The organism is Mesorhizobium sp. B2-4-12, assembly GCF_006441575.1.
Classification (GTDB): domain Bacteria; phylum Pseudomonadota; class Alphaproteobacteria; order Rhizobiales; family Rhizobiaceae; genus Mesorhizobium.
The window spans coordinates 1-22165 of sequence record NZ_VFVC01000063.1; the positions used below are offsets into that span (position 1 = coordinate 1).

Here is a 22165-nt window from a genome sequence, read left to right on the forward strand (position 1 = left end):
CGCCGACCAAATCCTCGCGTCGGTCAAGCGCTTCTGCCAGAAGACAATGAACCGAACTTCAGATTCAGGTGACTAGGGTCTGCGGGCGTCGCTTCGCTCCTTGCTCCGCCCTAGAATGACGAAGGATAGGATAGGGTGGCGCTCTTCGCCCACACAGGTCTTTCGGGGAGATGTCCGGCAGGACAGAGGGGGCGAAGGAACTCTACGTCTCTATCAACGCCCCTCACCAATCCATCACCACCTTGCCCGAGCTGCCGCTGCGCATCGCATCGAACCCAGCCTGATAATCGTCGATGCCGATCCGGTGCGTGATCAACCCCGACACATCCAGCGGCCCCTGCACCAGCGCGATCATCTTGTACCAGGTCTCGAACATTTCGCGCCCGTAAATGCCTTTCAGGTGCAGCATCTTGAAGATGACCTTGTTCCAGTCGATCTCGAAGCCGGTCGGCGCGATGCCGAGGATGGCGATCTTGCCGCCATTGTTCATGGTGTCGATCATGTCGCGGAAGGCGGGTGCGGCACCCGACATCTCAAGGCCGACGTCAAACCCCTCCGTCATGCCGAGCGCCGGCATGACGTCGCGCAGCTTTTCCTTGGAGGCATCGACGACGTGCTGGACGCCGAGCTTTTTCGCCAAGGCCAACCGCACCGGGTTGATGTCGGTGATGACGACTTTCCTGGCGCCCACGCATTGCGCCACCAACGCGCCCATGATGCCGATCGGCCCGGCGCCGGTGACCAGCACATCCTCGCCGACCAGATCGAAAGACAATGCGGTGTGGACGGCATTGCCGAGGGGATCAAAAATCGCCGCGACCTCGTCCGGCACGTCATCGGGGATCGGTACCACATTGTGCAGCGGGATCGCCAGATACTCGCCGAAAGCGCCCGGCCGGTTGACGCCAACGCCGAGCGTGTTGCGGCAGAGATGCCCTCGCCCGGCGCGACAGTTGCGGCAATGGCCGCAGACGATGTGCCCCTCGCCCGAAACGCGCTGGCCGACCTTGTATTCGGTGACCGCCGCACCGAAATCAGCGACGGTGCCAACGAATTCATGGCCGGTCACCATCGGTACCGGCACCGTTTTCTGCGCCCACTGGTCCCAATTGTAGATGTGGACGTCGGTGCCGCAGATCGCGGTCTTCTTCACCTTGATCAGCACATCGTTGGGGCCGATCTCCGGCACCGGCACCTCTTCCATCCAGATGCCCGGTTCGGCCTTGGCCTTCACCAGTGCCTTCATCATGTTCGACATGCTTTTGTCCCTTGAATCTCTTGATCCGGAATCGTTTTTCGGTACCGGCCGTTCAGGAAATCACGCCCAGTTCCTTGCCGACCGCGCCAAACGCCGCCACCGCGCGGTCAATATCCGCGGTGGAATGCGCCGCCGACATCTGGGTGCGGATGCGCGCCTGGCCCTTCGGTACCACCGGAAAGGAAAAGCCGATGACATAGATGCCGCGTTTCAGCATGCGTGCCGCCATCTCCTGCGCCAAGTTCGCATCGCCCAGCATCACCGGTATGATCGGATGATCCGCTCCCGCCAACGTGAAGCCGAGCTTGCCCATTTCGGACCTGAATCGCGCCGCATTGGCATATAGGCGCTCGCGCAAGGCATCGCCATGGCGGATCAGGTCGAACACCTTGATCGAGGCGCCGGCGATCGCCGGCATCAACGTGTTGGAAAAGAGATAGGGCCGCGAGCGCTGGCGCAGCCAGTCGACCACCTGGCTTTTGCCCGACGTGTAACCGCCGGACGCGCCGCCGAGCGCCTTGCCCAGCGTGCCGGTGATGATGTCCACCCTGCCCTCGACACCGCAATGTTCGGCCGAGCCACGGCCATTCCTGCCGACGAAGCCGACCGCATGGCTGTCGTCCACCATCACCATCGCATCATATTTGTCGGCGAGATCGCGGACCCCCTTGAGGTTGGCGATGATGCCATCCATCGAAAACACACCGTCGGTGGCAATCAGACGAAAGCGGCAGTCCTTCGCTTCCTTCAGCCGCGCTTCAAGGTCGGCCATGTCGTTGTTGGCGTAGCGAAAGCGCTTAGCCTTCGACAGCCTGACACCGTCGATGATCGAGGCATGGTTCAGCGCATCCGAGATAACAGCGTCTTCCTCACCAAGCAGCGTCTCGAACAGGCCGCCATTGGCGTCGAAGCAGGAGCCATAGAGAATGGTGTCTTCCAGGCCCAGGAAAGATGAAATCGTCGCCTCGAGCTGCTTGTGCTCCTCCTGCGTGCCGCAAATGAAGCGCACCGACGCCATGCCGTAGCCATAACGGTCGAGCGCCTGCTTGGCCGCCGTTCGCAAATCAGCGCTGTCGGCGAGGCCCAAATAATTGTTGGCGCAGAAATTCAGTACTCTCTCGCCGCCGACCTCGATCTGCGCCGACTGCATCGAGGAAATCACCCGCTCGGACTTGTAGAGGCCGGCGGATTTCAGTCCTGCAAGCTCGCTGTCGATATGGGAGAGAAATGCTGCGGTCATGATCAGGCCTCGTTTGACGTGGGCAGACTGTCGTCCCCCCAGCGCAAAAAATCCATCGTAAAAGCGACCGGATCGGGTGGCCGGGCAGCATCGGCTGAGACGCCACGGGTATCGCTCAAATGATCATGCGGGGACGTACGGGACGACGAATGTTCAAATGCGGGCCGACCGCGCAAGAACCCGATAACCATTTCGCGATCTTTACCCCTTTGCCCCTTGCCGGCCGACCGTCGATTTCCAGTCCTGTTAACGTTTACGCTTCAATGGTGCTCACACAGGAATCCGTTGGCGAGAGGCCGCCCCCGAAAATGTCGCAGCAGCCGGTGCAAACCGTTTCAGGCAAGCTCATCCTGCTGATCAAGGCCGGCTATTGGCTGGCGCTGCTGATCATTGCCGCCATGGTGGCGGCCTCCTTCGTCCTGCTGCAGCAGACGATGGCCACGCAGCAGCACAACCACACCTTGCTCGACATCGTCGGCACGCAGAAAACATTGTCGCAGCGCATCGTCTTTCTTGCCAGCGCAACGGGCGCCGCCTCTCGCGACAAGCAGCCGGCGCTGGTCAGCGCTCTGAAGCAGGCTACGGCAGAGTTCGAGACGAACTACGATCTGCTGCTCAAGCAGACGGGGGCGAAGCCGGAATCGCCGGCCAAGCTCAATTCAAAATCGATCGAGAGCGTGCTTTTCGCCAAGCCCTTCCATCTCGACTATTTTTCGGTTGGCCTGATCGCAAATGGCGACCGTCTGGTCTCCGCCTTCGAATCGCAACTCAACCATCCCGACAATGGCGGCTACAAAGGCGGCGCCGAACGCGTCAACCTGGATGCCTCGGTCGCCAATGCCACCCTGTCGGGCTATGCGGCGCTCGGACAGCGTATCAGCGCCGATGCCGACGAGCGCTCCGAAAAGCTGCTCGCCCTCCATCGCACGCTCTTCTTCGCCACCCTCGGCGTAATCCTGCTGGTCGCGCTGTTCATCTTCAGGCCGATGTCCAACGCGATCCTGCGCAAGACGCGTGAACTGGTCGATGCGCGCAATTCGATGGCCTTCATCGCGGTTCACGACGGCCTGACCGGCCTGCACAACCGCACCTTTCTGACCGACCATTTCGACACGCTGATCAAGGGCGCGCATCGCCGGCGCGAACGCCTGGCCGTAGTCCAGCTCGACCTCGACCGCTTCAAGCAGATCAACGATACGCTGGGCCACGCCGCCGGCGACTACGTCCTGGTGGTGACGGCGCAGCGCATGCGCGATTCCTGCCGGGCGTCGGATCTGTGCGCGCGGCTCGGTGGCGACGAATTCGTGATGATCCTCAATGGGGCCGGCAGCACCGAAGACATCAACATGCTGGCACGGCGTATCCTTGCGCACATTAACGAGCCCATCATTTTCCAGGGCACCACCATTCTTCCGGGCGCCAGCGGCGGCATCGCCGTCTATCCAATCGATGCCGACAATGCCCAGGACCTGCTCGTCCATGCCGATCTGGCCCTCTACTCCGCCAAGAAGATGGGCGGCGGCAACTTCTCGTTCTTCTCGGAGGAACTGCGTCGCGAGCTCGACTACCGCAAGCAACTCGAGCATGACATCAAGGTCGCCATTTCGGAAAAAGCGTTCCAGGTTTATTTCCAGCCGCAGGTTTCCCTGACAGACGGCACCATCAGCGGCATCGAGGCCCTCGTGCGCTGGAACCATCCCAAGCGCGGCATGATCTCGCCGGGCGAATTCATTCCGGTCGCCGAGAAATGCGGCTTCATGCCGGAGATCGGTCGCATCGTGATCAGCAAGGCGATCAGCGAGGCAGCCGAATGGAACCGTGCCGGGATTGCCTTCGGCCGGCTTGCCGTCAATGTCTCTGGTACCGAGTTGCGCGAGCACGATTTCGATACGTTCCTGTTCGAGACACTGGAGAAGGCCGGATTGCCGCCACAGAAACTGTCGCTGGAAATCGTCGAGTCCGTCATCCTGGACGATGAGAAGACAGGCATCGCGGCCAAGCTTCGTCACATCAGGGCAGCCGGCGTCCATCTGGAGCTCGATGATTTCGGCACCGGCTATGCCTCGCTGAGCCACGTCAATCCCAACGAGATCGATCGGCTCAAGATCGATCGCCGCTTTGTCCAGAACATCCATGAGAACGGCGACAACTCCAAGATCGTGCGCGCCATCACAGAACTTGCCCGCGGCCTCGGCATCTCGATCGTCGCCGAGGGCGCCGAAACCGAGGCCGAGCTCGACTCGCTGATGGCGATCGGCTGCGATCAGGTGCAGGGCTATTCGATCGCCTTCCCCATGCCGCACGACAAGGCTTTGGAATGGCTGACGGCCCGCATGCCGAAGAAGGCCAGGCTGACAGTGCTGCAAGGCAGCCTGGCGTAGGTAGAGCCCGGCCCGCCTTGAAAACCAGCCACGGCGATGGGCCACTGAACGGCACCAGCAACATCCTCGACGTGCTGGAGGTGGAGCAGGCTCCAGCAACGCTGTTCATGGTCGGCATGCATCCTGAGGCCGGTGCATCCAACAGCGCGCTGGTCCGGCGCGCCAATCGCTGGCTACGATTAAAGTGATGGATTGGCCGCGGGGGGCGGCGGAAGGACCTTCAGCAGATTCAGCATTGGCACCCCAGAGGTGCAAAATGGCGCTCGTTTTCCGTCAATATCGTCAGCCCACGAACCTCAGCCGTCGCGGCGATCGCTATATCCTCGTATCCTGGCCGATGTGCCCTTGCACGGTCGACAATCGCTCCGGCGGCATTCGCCGCGCGCAAATCAAAGGGAAGAATCCGCGCTCCATAAAGACACTCGATCGCCTGCCACCAGTCGCGGAGCAAAGCGGCTTTCGTGGTCGCTCCTTCGCGCTCGGCCTTGGCTATTCCGGCTGAGATTTCGGATGCCGTGACAACGGACAGGAATAGATGTTCCGAAACAATGCGGTCGTCACATCCCGCCGACATTGGCACGCAACAACGCCAGCATGTCCGCGAACTCCTTCAGCCGTTCGTCGGACAACCCTGCGCGAAGCCGCTTGTCGAAGACGAGCGCTGCTTGCCGCAACGTCTCGAACAGCGTTTCACCCGCCTCTGTCAATTCGACCAGATGAACCCGACGGTTGACGGGATCGCGGCGGCGGGTCAGCAGGCCCTGTGTCTCCATCGCGTTGAGATGATGGGTCAGTGTCGCCCCCTGAATGCCGATCATGTCGGCGAGTTCGCGCTGGTTGGCCTGCTTGCTCGACTTGACAGACAGCAGCGTCAGCCAGACCGGCAAGGTCCCGCCCGCTTCAACCAAAGCGGCATCGAAGGCTTGTGCAACAAGCTTGGCTGTGCGGCCGAGATTCATGCCGACAGGCGGGCGTTCAAAGGGTGTCATTGCCGGACACTAGAGCATGATGCCGAAAAGTGTGAAGCGGTTTTCGGACGACGTCATGCTCTATCTCTTTGATCTAGAGGCGCATTCAGATTTCAGGTCGATCGACCTGAGAGCATCCGGCTCTAGATGGTGTTTTCCCATGGATGGGGAACAGGTTCGCGATTATACATTGACATCTAACAGTTAGATATCTAACTATTAGGCGCAGCAAGCGAGAGAGGAGAGCCGGCATGCAATATGTCTACATCGTCGTCATCGGTCTTCACGTCATGGCGGGAGTGTTCTGGGCTGGCACCACCATCACGCTTGCCCGCGATCCAGAGATCAAGGCGGAACGCTTCATCCAGCCGCAGATGGGCGCGGCCGGCATGGTCTTCCTGACCGGGGCGCTGCTGTGGTATTTTTTCCACGGCGCCTATTTCGGCTCGATGGAAATGGTGTTGGCGCTCGGCATCCTGGCCGCATTCGCCGCCGCCGGCGTGCTCGGCGCCATGGTCAGAGCGCCCAGCAGGCAGCTTGCCGGCGCCAATGCGGAAATCGCAACTCGATTGCGCGCCAGAATGGCGATGGGCGAACGCATCGCCGCATGGCTGCTGGTGGTCACCGTGCTGTGCATGGCGACCGCCAGGATGATCTGAACATACGCTTACAAAGATCGCACGTTGCCCGGCGATGAGCCAATGACGTGCGGGCGCGCGGCCAGGCCGGCATAGATGGGCTCTCGTATGCAGGCCAGACCGCGCGCCACCAACGCCGACGCATCTCGGCCGTGCTGTATCACGATCTCCGGCAAGATATGCGCACGGCCTGCGTCCACATCATGCGGGCACAGGGCGCGTTGCCGAAATCGGTCGCGCCGGGCGCATCCAGCATCCAGATCATAAGGCCGTTCAACATGCCGATCTAGGCGGGCCGCGGATCAGATCCGCAGGCCGAAACGGATCCCGTCATAGATGGCGGCATGGATGTTGCGCGAGGCGACGGCGTCGCCGATACGGAACAGCACAAACGATCCTTGCGGATTGCGTGCGGGAAAGATGTCGCCGCCGTTGACCAGGCGTTCGTAGTCGACCGCGCCGCCGTTCTTCGCGAGCGGTTTCAGCGAGAGATAGAGGTCATCGAGCGGCACAGTGCCGTGCTCAACCACCACTTGGTCGACCCTGCGTTCCCCGCGCCAGCCATCGGCAAAATCCGAAGCGAGTTCCGCGACCAGTTGATTGCCCTCGCGTCGCACTGAACGCAGGCGCGTGTTGATGGTGACTGTGACACCCCTTTCCTGGAAGGCCCTGACATACGGCACGTGGTTCATGCCGCCCATTTCCGGCGCGAAGAAGCGTTCCGGCGAAACCAGTTCCAGCCTCGAGCCGCTGTTGGCGATCAGTTCGGCCGCGCCCATGCCCTGATGGCCGCCATTGTCGTCATAGAGCAGCACATTTTCGGCCGGCTTGACGCTGCCGGCCATGATGTCCCAGCTCGATGTCACGAGATTGTCGCCCGCCGTCAGCGGTGGGTTCTGGGGCAGGCCGCCGGTGGCGATAACGATCACATCTGGCGCCAGCGCCAGAACGTCGTCCTTCTCCGCCCAGGTATCGTAGCGGATTTCGACGCCGAGCCGGTCGAGTTCAGCCAGGCGCCAGTCGATGATGCCGATCAGTTCCTTGCGGCGCGGATTCTGCGTCGCCAGCCGCACCTGGCCGCCCGCTTGTGACGACGCCTCCAGGACCGTGACTTGATGGCCGCGCTCGGCCGCTACGCGCGCCACCTCCAGTCCGCCGGCACCGGCGCCGACGACAACGACTTTCTTGCTCGGCCCATCTGTCTTGACGATGATGTGCGGGATATCGGCCTCGCGGCCGGTCGCCGCGTTGTGGACGCACAGCGCCTCGCCCCCCTCATAGATGCGGTCGAGACAATAGGTGGCGCCCACACATGGGCGGATCTCATGTTCGCGGCCTTCCATCACCTTCCTGATGATGTGCGGATCGGCGATATGTGCTCGGGTCATGCCGACCATGTCGAGCTTGCCGGTGGCAATCGCGTGGCGCGCCGTAGCGACATCGGAAATGCGCGCCGCGTGGAAGGTCGGGAACTTTGTCGCCGCCCTCACCTCACCGGCGAAATCGAGATGCGGCGAAGACCGCATGCCGGTCACCGGGATGACCTTCGTCAAGGCGGCATCGGTCTCGATCGAGCCGCGGATGATGTTGAGGAAATCGACCTTGCCCGAACCGGCCAGCCGCCTGGCGATCTCGATGCCCTCCTCCTTGGACAGGCCTTTCTCGAAATCCTCGTCGGCGACCATGCGGATGCCGACGACGAATTTGTCGCCCACCGCCGCCCGGACCGCGTCCAGCACCATGTCGGTGAAGCGCAGCCGGTTGTCGAGCGAGCCGCCGAACTCATCGTCGCGGTGATTGGTGGCCGGCGACCAGAAACCATCCATAAGATGGCCGTAGGACTCGAACTCTATGCCGTCGAGACCCGCGGCCTGGCAGCGCTGGGCGGCGGACGCATAGTCGGCAACGATGCGCTCGATGTCCCAGTCCTCGATGGTCTTGGGGAAGGAGCGGTGTGCGGGCTCGCGCACCGGCGAGGCCGAGAGCACCGGCAGCCAGTCGGCCTTGTTCCAGCCGGTGCGGCGGCCGAGATGAGTGATCTGGATCATCACCATGCAGTCGTGTTCATGGCAGGCATCCGCGAGTTCGGCGAGCCACGGCACGATGCGGTCGTCATAGACATGCAGATTGCCGAAGGCGGCAGGGCTGTCGCGCGAGACGATGGCCGAGCCGGCGGTCATGGTCAGCGCCATGCCGCCCTTGGCCTTTTCGGCATGATAGAGCCGGTAGCGTTCTTTCGGCATGCCGTCCTCGGAATAGGCCGGCTCGTGGCTGGTCGACATCACCCGGTTCTTCAGCGTCAGATGTTTGAGCTGGTAGGGTTGGAGAAGCGGGTCGTTGCTGGTCATCGTCTTCCTGCCGTTTCAAATTGTGCTAATGAGCGCCCAAATGCGCCGCAGCCAACTGGATGCGGGGCTTGTTCGACCTTTGTTTCGTGTTCGCTGCCGTGGAGTTTCCAGCGGCCAACACCAAGGAGCCACTCATGATCGATACCAAAACCCTCACCCAGCTCGGCGCGCATGTCGAGACGCCACACAGCCCCGAACAGGCGGTCCTGGAGACCGTGCCGTTTACGCGCGGTGACGGACCGCCCGCCATCGTGCGCTTCACGGTCCCGGAATTCACCTCGCTGTGCCCGGTCACCGGGCAGCCGGATTTCGCCCATATCGTCATCGACTACGCACCCGATGCGGCTCTGGTGGAATCGAAGTCGCTGAAGCTGTTCATGACCTCGTTTCGCAACCATGGCGCCTTCCATGAAGACTGCACCGTCATGATCGGCCGCCGCATCGCGGCGGCGACCAAGCCGCTGTGGCTGCGCATCGGCGGCTACTGGTTTCCGCGTGGCGGCATCCCGATCGACGTCTTCTGGCAAACCGGCGCTCCGCCGGAAGGCGCCTGGCTGCCGGAGACCGGCGTGGCCCCTTATCGCGGGCGCGGCTAGTTCGACCATCATTCGCATTGATATTGGCTGAGCGCCCATTCGCCGGTCACCGATAAAAGGTCCGATATTTTCCATTCGCCGCCGACCTTCTTGAGCTTCCATTCGAGGCGGTGCGGGTTGCCGGCGACGACGAAGGCGACGATGACCTTGGCCTGATCGCCATTGATCGCCTCGAGTGTCTTCAGGCTCTTATCGATCTCGTCCTTGTCATAGTTCGCATTGTCGAGCGCCATGTTGGGGTCAAGGCACTCGCCCTGCCCGGATTTGCGCAACCCATCGCTCTTGTCGAGCACCGTTTTCGCCGGATCCACGAAGTGGCTGCGCTGCGACGGATCGATCTCCAGGCCGACCTGATCGTAGAACGGCCTCACCACCGCCGTCGGTGACCCTGGCTGGATGGGAGCCGGAGGCCCGCCGGCAACCGGCGGTGTTGCCGGCTCCACGGCCCCGCCGGGCGCATTCGCCGGCGGCGAACCGCTGTCGCCTGGCGCGGTCCCGGCCGGAGCGTTTGCCGGCGGCGCGCCGAGCAACCCCTGGGCAGCGGCGCCGTTCAAACTCGCCGCCAACAGGCAGATCGCCGACAGTGCCAGGATCGGACGACGGGCCATCGCATCACTCCTGATCTTGGCCCGTCATGCATTCGAGCTGGCTCAGCGTCCAGTCGCTGGTCTTCGAAGCGATGTCCGATACCTTCCACTTGCCATCGACCTTCTTCAGCGACCAATGCATTTCGCGCTGTGAATCGTCTCCTTCCGAAAAGAGGCTGAAGTTCGCCACCACCCGCGCCGTGTCGCCATCCACCGTCTCGGACACTTTCAGCGTTTTTGAGATGGCCTTCTGGTCGAAATCCTGTGCATCCAGACCTGGGTCGAAGTCGATGCAGGCGACCTGGTCCGGATTCTTCTTGGTTGCCTGGTCGTTGAGATCGAACAGTTTCGTCACCGGCTCGGTGAAGCGATCCCGGTATTGTGCGTCGGCTTCGAACTTGACCTGCGGAACATAGAAGAACTTCACGGCGTCGGACGCCGGACCAGCCCAAGCGGCGGCGGGTGCGGCAATCAACAGGATAGCAGCGAGCAGCAGTTTCATGGATTTCCCCGAATGTTTGGCTGCGGACAGCAATCAATATCACGCATCGTGCATATCGGCTTTTTTGCGGCTCATGAAGCCTTCGGGCGGCTCGTCTGCTTGCACGGATCACATCATTCGATCCTCAGTCTCCGAAAGCCGCGATCGGCGCGTTGAGTTGGGTGCGCTCAGGCTTGACGCCGAGCCCTGGCGTCTGCGGGACGCGTATATGCCCGTTCTCGATCACGATCGGGTTTACGGGATCGGTATGTCCTTCGATGTACTCCTGCGCGATCCAGGCTCCCTCAAAACGTCTCGGCTCGACGGTAGCGGCAAGGTGCACGCATGCCGCGGCAATGATATCCCCGCCCCAGGCGTCGTCGCAGCTGTGCGGAAGCGATCGTATCGCACAGAGGTCGCGAACCGTGGCCATCTTGGTGAGACCGCCAAGGCGCGTGACTTTCAGTCCGAAACCATCCGCGATGCCTGAACTAACCGCCCGCAGCACGGCATTTAAATCCTCGGTGTTCTCATCGAGATAGATCGGATGGGTAACGCGTCCCTTGAGGCTCGCGACTTCCTCCATGGTATTGCAGGGCTGTTCGAACACGAATGGAATTGCCTGGCAAAGTCGATCGATGTGCAGCGCCGCGGCAGCGGTCAGGCCACGATTGGCGTCGACGGCGATCCGGGCCTTGAAGCCAACCGCCTCCCATACTTTGTGCACCGTGGCGACGTCCTGTTCGAGATTCCGCCCGCCGATCTTGATCTGAAGCCGTGGATAACCGGCCTTGACCTTGTCGGCGGCAATACGCGCGGTCTCGTCTGGAGCACCGACAATCGTCGAATAGTAAGACGGCACACGATCGGTGAGCGCACCGCCAAGAAGGGTTGAAACCGGAACGCGCAACCGCTGGCCGGCGAGGTCGAGGAGAGCGATATCCACGGCCGCCTTGGCATAGTTGTGACCGTTCAGCCGTTCGTCCATTCTTTTGGCGAGGCGGCGCATGGACGCTGTGTCCTCGCCGATGAGTCCAGGCGCCATTTCGGCAATTGCCGCCCTCGCGCCAAGAGCGTGTTGCGGCTGATAAACAGGGCCGATCGGGCAAGTCTCGCCCCAGCCTGACAGTCCGTCCTCTGTCGTCACTTCAACCAGCGTGCTGTCCAAATTCTGCACGGTATCGCTGGCCATCCGGTAGGCACCGCCTTTGACGGGCAGAAGCACCTGATAGACTTTGATTGACTGGATACGCATTCAGACATTAGCCCCGTTCATGCTTGCCTGGTCTGGCGCCTTTCGCGATCGTCAAAGACCAAGCGCCACCTTGCGCCCGTCATGAATGGCAAATGCGGCCTGTCTGGAAGCGGTACAATCGCCGATAGAGGTGTGCGCAATCCCGCGCTTTTCGAGCTCGATGGACAGGCTGTCCTGCGCCATGCTGGTGGCGGCGAAGACCAATGCGTCGGCCTCGACCTCTTGCTCGGTCCCGTCGAGCAGCGAAGCGACCCTCGCCACTCTGCCATCCCAGTGCACGATGGCGCTCTCGGTCACGAACTTGACCTTCAGCCCGGCGAGTGCCCGACGCAGCGGCGCATCCGCGGCCATTCGCTGGAGTTCCTTGCCAACCAGGGCGTCAGGCGTGACGATCGTCACATTGTGCCCGTCCTCGGCAAGCTTCCAGGCGGTGCCACACCCTTTCCAGTTGCCGCCATCGTCCAGGACGATCACATTTTTTCCCGGTCTTGCTTCTCTGGCCATCACAGCATCGGCAGAAAGAACTGGGCCGCCACCCGGAATCCCGTCCCACTGCGGCAGTGCCCGCTGAAAAGCGCCGTCCTGCGGCATGGAGCCGGTCGCGACAATGACGTGATCCGCGCCTTCGCGTTCGATATCCTCCGCTTCTACATACTGACCGTACCGCACATCCACCTGAAGCTGGCTGAGCTGGCGCTGGTACCAGTCGATGAGGTCCAGGATCTGCGCCCGGCGCGGCTGCAGGCCGGCAAGCCGAAATTGGCCGCCCAGGCGATCCGACGCCTCGGCCAGCGTGACATGGTGACCGCGCTCGGCTGCCACACGCGCCGCTTCGAGGCCGGCCGGGCCGCCGCCAACGACAAACACGCGTTTCGGCCGAACGGCTGCGGTGAAGCGGTCGCCGCCCCATTCCCACTCTCGCCCCGCCGACGGATTGATTACGCAGCTGATCCAATAGTCGCGGCTGCGTCGACCCCAGCACATCTGGTTGCAGGACAGGCACCCGCGGATGTCCTCGTGCCGTCCGGCTGCGGCCTTTGCGGCAAGATGCGGATCGGCGATCTGCCCGCGCACGATGGAGACAAGGTCAGCGCGGCCTTCACTCAGCACGCTCTCGGCGTTCTCAGGAGTACGGATGTGGCTCTCGGCGGTGATCAACGCATGGCTCACGGTCGATTTGAGCACCGCTGCAAGGTCAGCGCCGAGCTTTTCCGGATATAGGAAGGTCGGCATGATCTTGTAGAAATCGAAGTAGGAACCCGTCCCGCAGGTAACATAATCCATCAAGGTGTCACGGTCGTGGAGGTCGATTATCTCGGCCAATGCCTCGCGCTTCAGCGCCACTTCGACTTCCGGTTCGTCATTGATGGCAAGACCGATGATGAAGTCGTCGCCGCATTCCTTGCGAATGCGCGTCATCACCTCGCGGCTCATCCGGGTCCGATTTTGGAGGCTGCCGCCCCATCGGTCGTCCCGGCGGTTCGACCAGGGCGTCCAGAACTGGTCCAGCATCGAATGGTACGCGGCCCAGACCTCGACGCCGTCGAAGCCGGCGTCGCGGCAACGGCGCGCTGCCTGTACGAAACCGTCGATCGTTTCTTCAATCTGGCGCTCGGACATCCGATGCGAACCGTCGGAGTCGTGATAGCTCGGTAAGCCTGAAGGTGACCAGCCGGCATGGAACGAGTTGTCCGCGTCCGCGTGTTGACCGACATGGTAAAGCTGCTGGATGGCGACGGCGCCATTGCCGCGGATTGCATCCGTCACTTTGCGAAAATGCGGGACGACGCTGTCGTCGGAGGGGCGAAAGTTGCCGCGCGTCAGCACTGCAGCCTGATGTACAGGCATCGGCTCGACCACGATCATGCCGGCTCCGCCGATCGCGCGTTCGGCGTAGTAGCCGATATGGCGTTCGGTCGGCAGCCCCTCTTCGGCCATATTGGCGGTATGCGCTCCAAACACGATCCGGTTGCGCAGCGTTTTGCCACGCAATTTTGCCGGCTCGAACAGACGCTTGAAGACCCGCTCAGGCATACGCTCTCTCTCCTGCGCCGCGCGACCGCACACGTCCCTGATGCCGACGGCTCGCGCGCAATGCTCCAGACGGGAAACGCCGGCACCTTGAAGGGTGCCGGCACAGCTTGTGGCCAAGCCTCGGGAATTACGTGTCCAGCCAGACGTTCTGGAGATCCATTTCGAAGGTTTGGTGGACGCCGTAGTTCTTCACCTTCTTGTTCATGTGGCTGTAGAGCTTCTGCCAGAACGGCTGAATGATGACGCCGGAATCCTGCAGGATCTGCTCGACATCCTTCATCACCTCTTTGCGCTTGGCGACGTCGATCAGCGAGAGCGCCTGCTTGAGCTTGGCATCGAACTCAGGGTTGGAGTACGCCGTCTCGTTCCAGGCCTCGCCGGTGCGATAGCCGAGCGCCAGCACCTGGACGCCGAGCGGACGCATATACCAGATGGTCATCGAATACGGGTATTTCGTCCAGTCGTTCCAGAAGGTCGAGCCGGGCAGCACCGTACGCTTCACCTTGATGCCGGCCTCACGCAACTGGCCGGCGATCGCATCGCCGGTGGCCTTTTGCCAATCGTCCTCGACGGTGATCAGTTCATGCTCGAAGTCGGCCTGCCCGGCTTCGGCCATCAGCTTCTTGGCGCCGGCAGCGTCGCGGGTCTTCTTGGGCAGCGGATAGTATTCCGGGTGAATCGGGCTGACATGGTGGTTCTCACCGACCGTGCCTCGCCCATTATAGCCGAGCTGCAAGACGGCATTGTTGTCGACGGCCATCTGCAGCGCGTTGCGCACCTTTTGGTCGTCATAGGGCTTGTGCGTGATGTTGGTCCGGGCAACGAGCGTGGTCGCCGTCGCGACTTCCGATTTCACCAGCCCCATCTTGTCGAGGATGTCGATGAAATCGGAGGGCGTCTCGAAATTGAGGTCGATCTCGCCGGAATCGAAGGCGTTGACCGAAGCATTGAAGTCGGTGCCGTAGTCGATGAATTCGACACCGTCGAGCGGCGCCTCGCCGCCCCACCACTTGCCATTCTCGCGGCGCTTGACGACCGCCTTCGTGCCGACCGCGTAGGACACCAGCTCAAAAGGTCCAGTGCCGATCGGCTTCTTGATCGGATCGGCGCCGGCGGCATCGAAATTGCGGTGGACCACAAGCGCCGGATAGTCGGTGAAGTTTGGAATGATCGCGATGTCGGGTTCGCTGAGCTTCAGCTTGACGGTGTTGTCGTCAACCTTGGTGATGGCGCCGTCCCTGGCCTTGCCGGTTTTGGCATCGATCAGCGCGCCGACGCGTGCGGCCATGGAATTGCCGGCAGCACCCTTCTCGCACCAGCGCGTCAGGTTGAAGACCACGTCATCGGCGTTGAAGGTATCACCATTGTTCCAGGTGATGCCCTTGCGCAGATGCAGCGTGTATTCGGTGGCGTCGTCATTGATGTCCCAGCTTTCGAGCAGGACCGGTTCGAAGGTGAATTGTCTGGTATAGCGGACAAGCGGTTCCAGCCAGCTGCGGGTGATGTTTGCCATTTCCACCCAGTCGTAAGTGCGGGGATCCTTCTGCGCCTTCACCGGCATCGAGACGTGCAGCGTTCCGCCTTTCTTCGGTTCCTCGGCCAAGGCCTGCCGGGGCGCCGCAAGGCCGATCATGCCGTAGGCCACGGCCGTCGATGCGCCGAAGGCGCTCGCCAGCGCCAGGAACTCGCGCCGGTCCATACGACCCGCGCGCGCCTCTTCAGCCATCGCCTCGATAGCGGCTGGAACGCGATCACCATTGCTTCTGTAGACTGTCATTTTTCTTCTCCCATTGGTTCCGTCGGGTCTTTCGCCCGTTCTATCAACTAACGCTGTCTGGCAGTTTCTCCTCGCGCCGCGCGATCAAATCCGCGAGACCCTCGGCGATGCCCTCGTCGAGCTTCGGCTCCTCGTAGTCGGCCAGCATGTTGCGCGCTTTGTCACGGCCACGCGTATCGTGGTCTTTTGCCCCTTCGGCATTCCATTGTTCGTACGAATTGAAGTCCATGATGCTGGGCATGAAGAAAGCCCGCTCGAAATGGTCAAGCGTGTGCTGGGTGCCGAGAAAATGACCCTGCGGCCCCACCTCGCGGATCGCCGCCATCGCGTCCTTGAAGTCGTCGAAGGAGAGCCCGCCGGCATATTTGTACCAGCCGACGAGTTGCTCGCAGTCTGTGGCGAATTTCGAATAGCCGCAGGCGAGACCAGCCTCGAGCCATCCAGCCGAGTGCCAGATGTAGTTGGCGCCGGCAAGAATGGCGGCATGCATGAGCATGTTCGCCTCGTAACCCGCCTGGGCATCGTTCAGCTTCGACCCGACATGGAAGCCGGATGTGCGCCACGGCAGCCGGTACTTCCGCGCCAGGGCTCCCATCAGATACATCATCTGCGCGGCCTCCGGCGTGCCGCCCATCGGAGCGCCGGTCTTCATGTCCACCGTCACCATGAACTGCCCGTAGATCTGCGGCGAACCCGGACGCAGCAACTGGGTGAAGGCGACACCGGCCAATGCTTCCGCATTGACCTGCGCCACCGCGCCGACGGCGGAAGCCGAGGTCGAGGCGCCGCAGAGGGCGAAGGGCGCGAGAATCAGCGGCTGGTTGTGACGTGCATAGACCTTCATGGCGTCCAGCATGGTGGCGTCCCACACCAGCGGCGAATTGCAGTTTGTGATCGACACCAGCACCGGGTTGTCGCGGACGAAGTCCTCGCCGAACACGATGCCGGCCATCGCCATCGTGTCTTCGGCGCGATCCTTTGACGTCACGATGCCCATGAAAGGCTTGTCGGAGTGCTTCAGCGCTGAATGGATGATATGAAGGTGGCGCTTCGGCACCGGAATTTCCATCGGCTCGCAGATGATTGAGCTCGAAGAGTGCAGCGCCGGCGCCATGTAGGCGAGCTTGTGGAAGTTGTTGAGGTCGGCCAGCGTGCCGTAGCGCCTGACGTTGTCGAGATCACGCACATAGGGCGCGCCGTACATCGGCACGAAGATCGAATTGTTGCCGCCGACGCGCACCGTGCGCTCCGGATTGCGCGCATTGAGCGTGAACTCCGACGGAACCTTCGAGACGAGTTCCATCAGGAGGGCGCGGTCGATGCGGACGCGCGTCTCGGAAACGTCCGCTCCGGCCGCCTTCCACATGGCGATCGCCTCATCGTCGCGGAATTCGCATCCCACCTCTTCGAGGATGGAGAGCGAAGCTTCGTGGATCAGCTCCACCGCCTCGTCCGGGACCATCTGATAGACGGGAATCTGCCGCACCAGAGTCGGAAAAGAGGCAATCGGCGCGCTGCGGAGCGCCTTGCGCCCGAGACGGCCGCCGGCACGGCGGTGTGTCGATTCGGTCAATTCAGCGGCCGGCGCGTTCATGGCAACTCCATTCCTCTTTTGGCTGCCAGCCTAATCAGCCAAAAAGGGGCTGTGACGCTGGAAAATCCTGATCTCTTGTATAAGCTGTGCTTATGCGAAGCCTGCGCCACCTCTTGCCGTCCGCCGGCAGCCTGATCGTCTTCGAGGCTGCGGGCCGGTTGTCGAGCTTCACCGCCGCCGGGCGCGAGCTCGGCATGACCCAGGCTGCCGTTTCCTATGCGGTGCGCGGCCTGGAGGAACAGCTTGGCGCCCAGCTCTTCCAGCGCCGCCATCGCCAGGTCAGCCTGACCGAGGCCGGCGAGCGTTTTCATGCCGATGTCTCGCTTGGCCTTTCGCACATCCGCAAGTCGGCGGAGGACCTGCGCCTGCAGGCGACCGGCGGCCATGTGACGCTTGCCGCCTCGACGGCCTTCGGTTCGTTCTGGATGATGCCGCGCCTGCAGCGGTTTCGCGACGAATTGCCGGGCATTGACCTTCGCATCCAGACCGGCGACCGCGATCTCGACATCATCGCCGAAGGCATTCCGCTCGCCGTGCGTGGAGGCGTGCCACGCGACTGGCCGGACTATCATTCGCTGTCGCTTTCCGATGAAGAGATTTTTCCGGTCGCGGGCCCCAGCTACCTCGCCAAATTCGGCCGGCCTGAGACCGTGGAGCAGTTGGCGACACATCGCCTTATCCATCTGGAGGAGCCCTATCGCGAGGCCCCTAATTGGGACGAATGGTTCCAGTCGGCCGGAGCCAGCCTGCGCAATGCCGAGCGTGGCTTGCGCATCAATGATTATGCGATCGTGATCCAGGCCGTCATGGAAGGGCAAGGCATCGCGCTCGGCTGGCGCCACCTTGTCGAGCGGCTGCTGTCGACCGGGCTGCTGGTGCCGGTGACGGACCACGTGATGAAGACGGGCACGGCGTTCTACGTCATCTGGCCGAAGAACCGCGAGCTCAGCGACAATGCGCGCAAGGTAAGGGATTGGCTATTGGCGCAGGCGTGAGGCAGCCGAACACCGCAACCCGGCAGCCGGATTGCGGTGCTTTAAGTCTTTGTTTTGATGCATGTCGTTGCCCGTTAGCAGTTCAGACAGAACCGTCATTCTTCAGGCCAAGGACGTCGATCTTATCAATGGTCGGCGGGCCGACGAACAGCGCTTCGGCATTGGCCATCAGCGCCTTGGCAATCTCGCCGGTGAGATGCGCCTGCCGCCCAGTCTCGTCATGGAAGGCATCGAAGACGCCAAAGACGCTTGGCGAAAGCTGCAACGCGAACCAGATCGGTGTCTTGGCTTCCTGGTTGGCCATCTGCAATCCCACGTTCAGGAATGCGGCGACGTCCTTCTCCTTGCCGGGCTTGGCTTCGAAGCGTGCGAACAGTGCGAGCTTGATCATCTGACTTCTCCTGTTGATATTTCCTGCGGCCGAACCGACCGTCGATATCAAGCCTCGCAGGAATGATGCGAAAACCGTATTGGCAAAAATGACATCTTTGATATCATTGTTGCCATGAATATTTCCGTGCTTGTTCTCGACGGCGCCTTCGATACCGGCCTCGCCGCCGTGCTCGACGTTTTCGGCACCGCCAACGAACTGGCCGGCCTGCTACCGGCCCCGCCTGCCCACTTCAGCACGGCCATTGTCGGCGTCAGGGACACGGTGCTTACCGGTCAAGGCCTGCAAGTGCCGGTGACCAGGATCGGCTCTGAGGCGGCGCCGGACTGGCTGCTCATTCCAGCACTCGGCCAGAAGATGCCTGAGCCGCTCGGGCAAGCGCTGCTCAGGCCGGATATCGCGGACGCGGTAGCAGCCTTGCGCGGTGCCGCCGAAACCGGCGCTCGCATTGGTGCGGCCTGCATCGGCACCTTTGTGCTGGCGGAGACCGGCCTGCTCGACCGGCGGCCATCAACCACGACATGGTGGCTGGCACCGATGTTCAGGCAGCGCTACCCGCAAGTGCGGCTCGACGCGGCGCGCATGCTGGTCAATGACGGGCAGTTCGTCACCGCCGGGGCAGCACTCGGCCATATCGACCTCGCTCTGATGGTGGTCCGGCAGACGAGCCCGGAACTGGCGGCGCTGACGGCGAAATACCTGATCGTCGACAGCCGGCCGCTGCAATCAGCCTATGCCATCTCAGACCACCTCGCCCATTCGAACCCGCTGGTCGAGCGCTTCGAGCGCTGGGCGCGCGAGCATCTTGCGGTTGGCTTCAGTCTCGATGAGGCAGCCGCAGCCCTTGGCGCCAGCAAGCGTACGCTGTCGCGGCGCGTCAACGACGTGCTCGGCAAGACACCGCTGTCCTATTTCCAGGATCTCCGTGTCGAGCAAGCGGTGCATCTCTTGAAGACGACGTCCGACAGCGTCGACCATATTGCTGCCAAGGTCGGCTACGGCGACGGGGTGACGCTGCGCAATCTGCTACGGCGACGGCTGCACAAGGGCGTGCGCGAAATCCGCGCCACGAACTGATCCATCATCCGCAAGATTCTGCCCTCTCGCATGGGTGTCGAATCCGCCTATAATCGCCGCATGCCTATCCGCCAGCTTTCCGAAACAATGATCAACCAGATCGCCGCCGGTGAAGTCATCGAGCGTCCGGCGAGCGTGGTCAAAGAGCTGGTCGAGAATGCGCTCGATGCCGGCGCATCACGCGTCGAGGTCGTTACCGCAGGCGGCGGGCTGAACCTGATCCGCGTCACCGATGACGGCTCCGGTATCCCCGAACAAGAGCTTTCATTGGCAATCGCGCGTCACTGCACCTCCAAGCTCGCCGAGGACATTCATGACATCCGCTCGCTCGGCTTTCGCGGCGAAGCGCTGCCATCGATCGGTTCGGTGTCGCGGCTGTCGATCCGGTCGCGCACGGCTTTCGGCGACAGCGCCGCGGAAATCGGCATTGAGGGCGGCCGCGTCCTGCCCGTCAAGCCGGCGGCCGCCAATCGCGGCACGACGGTCGAGGTGCGCGACCTGTTTTTCGCGACGCCGGCAAGGCTCAAGTTCATGAAGGGCGAGCGTGCCGAAAGTTCGGCAACCAGCGACGTGGTCAAACGCATCGCCATCGCCTTCCCCGCCGTTCGGTTCACGCTGGCCGGTTCCGACCGCTCGACGCTGGAATTGCCGGCGACCGACGACAGTCCGGAAGGCAGCCTGCGCCGCGTCGCCCAGGTGATGGGCGCCGACTTTCCCGACAATTCCATTGCCATCGATGCGATGCGCGAAGGCGTGCATCTGACCGGCCATGTTTCGATCCCGTCCTTCACCCGCGCCAACGCGCTGCAGCAATATGCCTATGTCAACGGCAGGCCGGTGCGCGACAAGCTGATTGCCGGCGCCATCCGCGGCGCCTTCGCCGATGTCCTGCCGCGCGACCGCCACGCGGTGACGGTGCTGTTTCTGTCGCTCGATCCGGCCATTGTCGACGTCAATGTGCACCCTGCCAAGGCCGATGTGCGTTTCCGGGATCCGGGCCTGGTGCGCGGGCTGATCGTCGGCGCCATTCGGCAGGCGCTGGCCGAGGCGGGTATCCGCTCAGCCACCACCGGCGCTGCGGGCATGATGGCGGCGTTCCGGCCAGGTGCCGCATCCTATGATCACGGCGGCCCGGCCAACGGCCATCGCAGCTACGAAGCGGCTTACCGAGCCTCCGGTCCAGCAGGCTTCGACCCTTCACGCTCGCCGCTGCGGCCGCTCGACATGCAACTCGAAGGCTCGGGCTTTGAACGCGCCAGCGCAAGGCACGGCGGCTTTGGTGAACCCGACCAGGCGGCGTTCGATACCGGCACACTTGCGAGCGCCGATACACGCGCAGGGCAGAGTGAAGCGACAGAGACGCTGCTTGGCACGGTGCTCGGTGCGGCACGAGCCCAGGTGCATGAAAACTACATCGTTGCCCAGACAAGGGATTCACTCGTCATCGTCGACCAGCACGCCGCGCATGAGCGGCTGGTCTACGAAGCGCTGAAGAACGCGCTGCATTCGCGTGCCGCGCCCTCGCAGATCCTGCTTCTGCCGGAGATCATCGATCTGCCGGAGGAGGACGCCGAACGGCTGGCCATGCACTCCGAAACGCTCGCCCGCTTCGGCCTCGGCATCGAGCGCTTTGGCCCGGGCGCCGTTGCCGTGCGCGAAACACCGTCGATGCTGGGCGAAACCAACGTCCAGCAATTGGTGCGCGACCTTGCCGACGAGATCGCCGACAACGACACGGTCGACACGCTCAAGGAACGTCTGGACAGAATAGCCGCGACCATGGCCTGCCACGGTTCGGTGCGCTCCGGCCGGCTGCTCAAGGCCGAGGAAATGAACGCGCTGCTGCGCCAGATGGAGGCGACGCCGGGTTCCGGCACTTGCAACCATGGCCGTCCGACCTATATCGAGCTCAAGCTGGCCGATATCGAGAGGCTGTTCGGGCGGCGGTGATTTTGCCCAGCGGCGGCCGACGGCTGCCGGCTCAGCATAGCCATCCGGCTGGCGGGTGTCTGCATCAACCAGTGATCGTGGCGGCTTGCGATCTTGAGTCCGCAAATGGCTCCAACTCTTTGTCTTACCTCTTCAAATTCACAACGATGACGCCGCCGAGCGCCAGCGCGCCGCCGAGGATGCCGAGCAGCGTCGGCACTTCGCCCAGCCAGAAGAAGCCGATCAGGGCGGACATCGGCGAGACAAGGTAGAGAAAATTCGAAGCACGCGCCGCCGGCAGACGCGACAGGGCCGTCGCCCAGGCCGCGTAGGCAATCAGGCTTGGCACGATGCCAAGGAAGATGACGGCGCCCAGCCCGGCCGTGTTGGCGACCGTCGCCTGCGAAAGAGCCGTGGGTAGGAAGGGCGACAGGCAGAGCGCGCCGAGCACCATGTTGGAGGCCGAGATGGTCAGCGGATGATGGCGCGCAAAAAGCGGCTTCTGGACGATGGTGTTGACGGACGAGCAGAGCGCGGAGCCTAGAGCAGAATCTGATCACTCTGGCTCGTAACCTGCGGCGCTGAAGTAGTTTGTGCATTGCTCGGCGGTGAAGCG

The 22165-nt window shown here is 62.4% G+C and carries 19 protein-coding genes and 1 pseudogene; 7 read left to right on the top strand and 13 right to left on the bottom strand.

Annotation, left to right across the window (positions count from 1 at the left end):
- Positions 1-223: 223 nt before the first annotated feature.
- Together tdh and FJ934_RS25750 are read right to left on the bottom strand one after the other, a co-directional pair.
- On the bottom strand, positions 224-1258 hold the full coding sequence (tdh, locus tag FJ934_RS25745) for an L-threonine 3-dehydrogenase (RefSeq protein ID WP_140613230.1): 1035 nt from the start codon (positions 1256-1258) through the stop codon (positions 224-226).
- Positions 1259-1310: 52 nt separating this feature from the next.
- Complete coding sequence (locus FJ934_RS25750; protein WP_140613231.1) at positions 1311-2498, bottom strand: glycine C-acetyltransferase; 1188 nt, start codon at positions 2496-2498, stop codon at positions 1311-1313.
- Positions 2499-2806: 308 nt separating this feature from the next.
- Here FJ934_RS25750 and FJ934_RS25755 point away from each other — a divergent pair, with 308 nt between their 5' ends.
- Complete coding sequence (locus FJ934_RS25755; RefSeq protein WP_140613232.1) at positions 2807-4879, top strand: EAL domain-containing protein; 2073 nt, start codon at positions 2807-2809, stop codon at positions 4877-4879.
- Positions 4880-4896: 17 nt separating this feature from the next.
- On the top strand, positions 4897-5067 hold the full coding sequence (locus FJ934_RS28585) for a polysaccharide deacetylase family protein (protein ID WP_246671639.1): 171 nt from the start codon (positions 4897-4899) through the stop codon (positions 5065-5067).
- 41 nt (positions 5068-5108) lie between these two features.
- Here the strand turns inward: FJ934_RS28585 and FJ934_RS25765 are convergent, their stop codons facing one another.
- Together FJ934_RS25765 and FJ934_RS25770 are read right to left on the bottom strand one after the other, a co-directional pair.
- On the bottom strand, positions 5109-5453 hold the full coding sequence (locus FJ934_RS25765) for a PIN domain-containing protein (protein WP_140613245.1): 345 nt from the start codon (positions 5451-5453) through the stop codon (positions 5109-5111).
- The gene (locus FJ934_RS25770) at positions 5437-5868 is read right to left on the bottom strand and encodes a MarR family transcriptional regulator (RefSeq protein ID WP_140613233.1); all 432 of its coding nucleotides are present in this window, start codon (positions 5866-5868) and stop codon (positions 5437-5439) included. The genes FJ934_RS25765 and FJ934_RS25770 overlap by 17 nt, the downstream gene beginning before the upstream one ends.
- 230 nt (positions 5869-6098) lie before the next feature.
- Between FJ934_RS25770 and FJ934_RS25775 the strand changes: the two genes are divergently transcribed.
- Positions 6099-6506 carry a hypothetical protein gene (locus FJ934_RS25775; RefSeq protein WP_140613234.1) on the top strand — a complete coding sequence of 136 codons (408 nt, stop codon included), beginning with the start codon at positions 6099-6101 and terminating at the stop codon, positions 6504-6506.
- Positions 6507-6787: 281 nt separating this feature from the next.
- On the opposite strand, the gene FJ934_RS25780 is transcribed toward FJ934_RS25775, so the two are convergent.
- A complete protein-coding gene (locus FJ934_RS25780) occupies positions 6788-8833 on the bottom strand; it encodes an NADH:flavin oxidoreductase (protein WP_140613235.1) in 2046 nt (681 codons plus the stop codon).
- A 134-nt stretch (positions 8834-8967) separates the two neighbouring features.
- Between FJ934_RS25780 and queF the strand changes: the two genes are divergently transcribed.
- Positions 8968-9429: a preQ(1) synthase gene (gene queF, locus FJ934_RS25785; RefSeq protein WP_140613236.1), complete on the top strand. Its 462-nt coding sequence runs from the start codon at positions 8968-8970 to the stop codon at positions 9427-9429.
- Positions 9430-9437: 8 nt separating this feature from the next.
- Here the strand turns inward: queF and FJ934_RS25790 are convergent, their stop codons facing one another.
- The 6 genes from FJ934_RS25790 to FJ934_RS25815 all read right to left on the bottom strand — a co-directional run bounded on the left by FJ934_RS25790 (position 9438) and on the right by FJ934_RS25815 (position 17157).
- A complete protein-coding gene (locus FJ934_RS25790; RefSeq protein ID WP_140613237.1) occupies positions 9438-10037 on the bottom strand; it encodes a hypothetical protein in 600 nt (199 codons plus the stop codon).
- Between the two features lie 4 nt (positions 10038-10041).
- Positions 10042-10518 carry a DUF3828 domain-containing protein gene (locus tag FJ934_RS25795; protein ID WP_140613238.1) on the bottom strand — a complete coding sequence of 159 codons (477 nt, stop codon included), beginning with the start codon at positions 10516-10518 and terminating at the stop codon, positions 10042-10044.
- 124 nt (positions 10519-10642) lie between these two features.
- Positions 10643-11752 carry a mandelate racemase/muconate lactonizing enzyme family protein gene (locus FJ934_RS25800; protein ID WP_140613239.1) on the bottom strand — a complete coding sequence of 370 codons (1110 nt, stop codon included), beginning with the start codon at positions 11750-11752 and terminating at the stop codon, positions 10643-10645.
- A 51-nt stretch (positions 11753-11803) separates the two neighbouring features.
- Complete coding sequence (locus FJ934_RS25805; protein WP_140613246.1) at positions 11804-13786, bottom strand: FAD-dependent oxidoreductase; 1983 nt, start codon at positions 13784-13786, stop codon at positions 11804-11806.
- A 127-nt stretch (positions 13787-13913) separates the two neighbouring features.
- Positions 13914-15563: an ABC transporter substrate-binding protein gene (locus FJ934_RS25810; RefSeq protein WP_140613240.1), complete on the bottom strand. Its 1650-nt coding sequence runs from the start codon at positions 15561-15563 to the stop codon at positions 13914-13916.
- A gap of 43 nt (positions 15564-15606) precedes the next feature.
- Positions 15607-17157, bottom strand: a complete 1551-nt coding sequence (locus FJ934_RS25815) for a trimethylamine methyltransferase family protein (protein ID WP_140613241.1) — start codon at positions 17155-17157, stop codon at positions 15607-15609.
- 92 nt (positions 17158-17249) lie between these two features.
- Here FJ934_RS25815 and FJ934_RS25820 point away from each other — a divergent pair, with 92 nt between their 5' ends.
- Positions 17250-18152 carry a LysR substrate-binding domain-containing protein gene (locus tag FJ934_RS25820; RefSeq protein ID WP_140613242.1) on the top strand — a complete coding sequence of 301 codons (903 nt, stop codon included), beginning with the start codon at positions 17250-17252 and terminating at the stop codon, positions 18150-18152.
- An 82-nt stretch (positions 18153-18234) separates the two neighbouring features.
- On the opposite strand, the gene FJ934_RS25825 is transcribed toward FJ934_RS25820, so the two are convergent.
- Positions 18235-18543: an antibiotic biosynthesis monooxygenase gene (locus FJ934_RS25825; protein ID WP_140613243.1), complete on the bottom strand. Its 309-nt coding sequence runs from the start codon at positions 18541-18543 to the stop codon at positions 18235-18237.
- 126 nt (positions 18544-18669) lie between these two features.
- Here FJ934_RS25825 and FJ934_RS25830 point away from each other — a divergent pair, with 126 nt between their 5' ends.
- Both FJ934_RS25830 and mutL read left to right on the top strand, forming a co-directional pair.
- Positions 18670-19620 (top strand): helix-turn-helix domain-containing protein, encoded by a 951-nt coding sequence (locus FJ934_RS25830; RefSeq protein WP_348640939.1) that lies wholly within the window; start codon positions 18670-18672, stop codon positions 19618-19620.
- Positions 19621-19680: 60 nt separating this feature from the next.
- Entirely contained in the window at positions 19681-21570 is a 1890-nt protein-coding gene (mutL, locus tag FJ934_RS25835) for a DNA mismatch repair endonuclease MutL (protein ID WP_140613247.1), read from the top strand.
- 124 nt (positions 21571-21694) lie between these two features.
- Here mutL and FJ934_RS25840 read toward each other — a convergent pair.
- Positions 21695-22093 (bottom strand): annotated as a pseudogene (locus FJ934_RS25840) (DMT family transporter); the annotation flags it as partial.
- Between the last annotated feature and the right edge of the window lie 72 nt (positions 22094-22165).

Bases quoted from the DNA above. Each gene is read 5' to 3' on its own strand.
- FJ934_RS25770 (WP_140613233.1), bottom strand. From the start codon at position 5,868: ATGACACCCTTTGAACGCCCGCCTGTCGGCATGAATCTCGGCCGCACA.
- FJ934_RS25750 (WP_140613231.1), bottom strand. From the start codon at position 2,498: ATGACCGCAGCATTTCTCTCCCATATCGACAGCGAGCTTGCAGGACTG.
- FJ934_RS25815 (WP_140613241.1), bottom strand. From the start codon at position 17,157: ATGAACGCGCCGGCCGCTGAATTGACCGAATCGACACACCGCCGTGCC.
- queF (WP_140613236.1), top strand. From the start codon at position 8,968: ATGATCGATACCAAAACCCTCACCCAGCTCGGCGCGCATGTCGAGACG.
- FJ934_RS25825 (WP_140613243.1), bottom strand. From the start codon at position 18,543: ATGATCAAGCTCGCACTGTTCGCACGCTTCGAAGCCAAGCCCGGCAAG.
- FJ934_RS25800 (WP_140613239.1), bottom strand. From the start codon at position 11,752: ATGCGTATCCAGTCAATCAAAGTCTATCAGGTGCTTCTGCCCGTCAAA.
- mutL (WP_140613247.1), top strand. From the start codon at position 19,681: ATGCCTATCCGCCAGCTTTCCGAAACAATGATCAACCAGATCGCCGCC.
- FJ934_RS25805 (WP_140613246.1), bottom strand. From the start codon at position 13,786: ATGCCTGAGCGGGTCTTCAAGCGTCTGTTCGAGCCGGCAAAATTGCGT.
- FJ934_RS25795 (WP_140613238.1), bottom strand. From the start codon at position 10,518: ATGAAACTGCTGCTCGCTGCTATCCTGTTGATTGCCGCACCCGCCGCC.
- FJ934_RS25775 (WP_140613234.1), top strand. From the start codon at position 6,099: ATGCAATATGTCTACATCGTCGTCATCGGTCTTCACGTCATGGCGGGA.
- FJ934_RS25790 (WP_140613237.1), bottom strand. From the start codon at position 10,037: ATGGCCCGTCGTCCGATCCTGGCACTGTCGGCGATCTGCCTGTTGGCG.
- FJ934_RS25780 (WP_140613235.1), bottom strand. From the start codon at position 8,833: ATGACCAGCAACGACCCGCTTCTCCAACCCTACCAGCTCAAACATCTG.
- FJ934_RS25755 (WP_140613232.1), top strand. From the start codon at position 2,807: ATGTCGCAGCAGCCGGTGCAAACCGTTTCAGGCAAGCTCATCCTGCTG.
- FJ934_RS25810 (WP_140613240.1), bottom strand. From the start codon at position 15,563: ATGACAGTCTACAGAAGCAATGGTGATCGCGTTCCAGCCGCTATCGAG.
- FJ934_RS25820 (WP_140613242.1), top strand. From the start codon at position 17,250: ATGCGAAGCCTGCGCCACCTCTTGCCGTCCGCCGGCAGCCTGATCGTC.
- tdh (WP_140613230.1), bottom strand. From the start codon at position 1,258: ATGTCGAACATGATGAAGGCACTGGTGAAGGCCAAGGCCGAACCGGGC.
- FJ934_RS25765 (WP_140613245.1), bottom strand. From the start codon at position 5,453: ATGTCGGCGGGATGTGACGACCGCATTGTTTCGGAACATCTATTCCTG.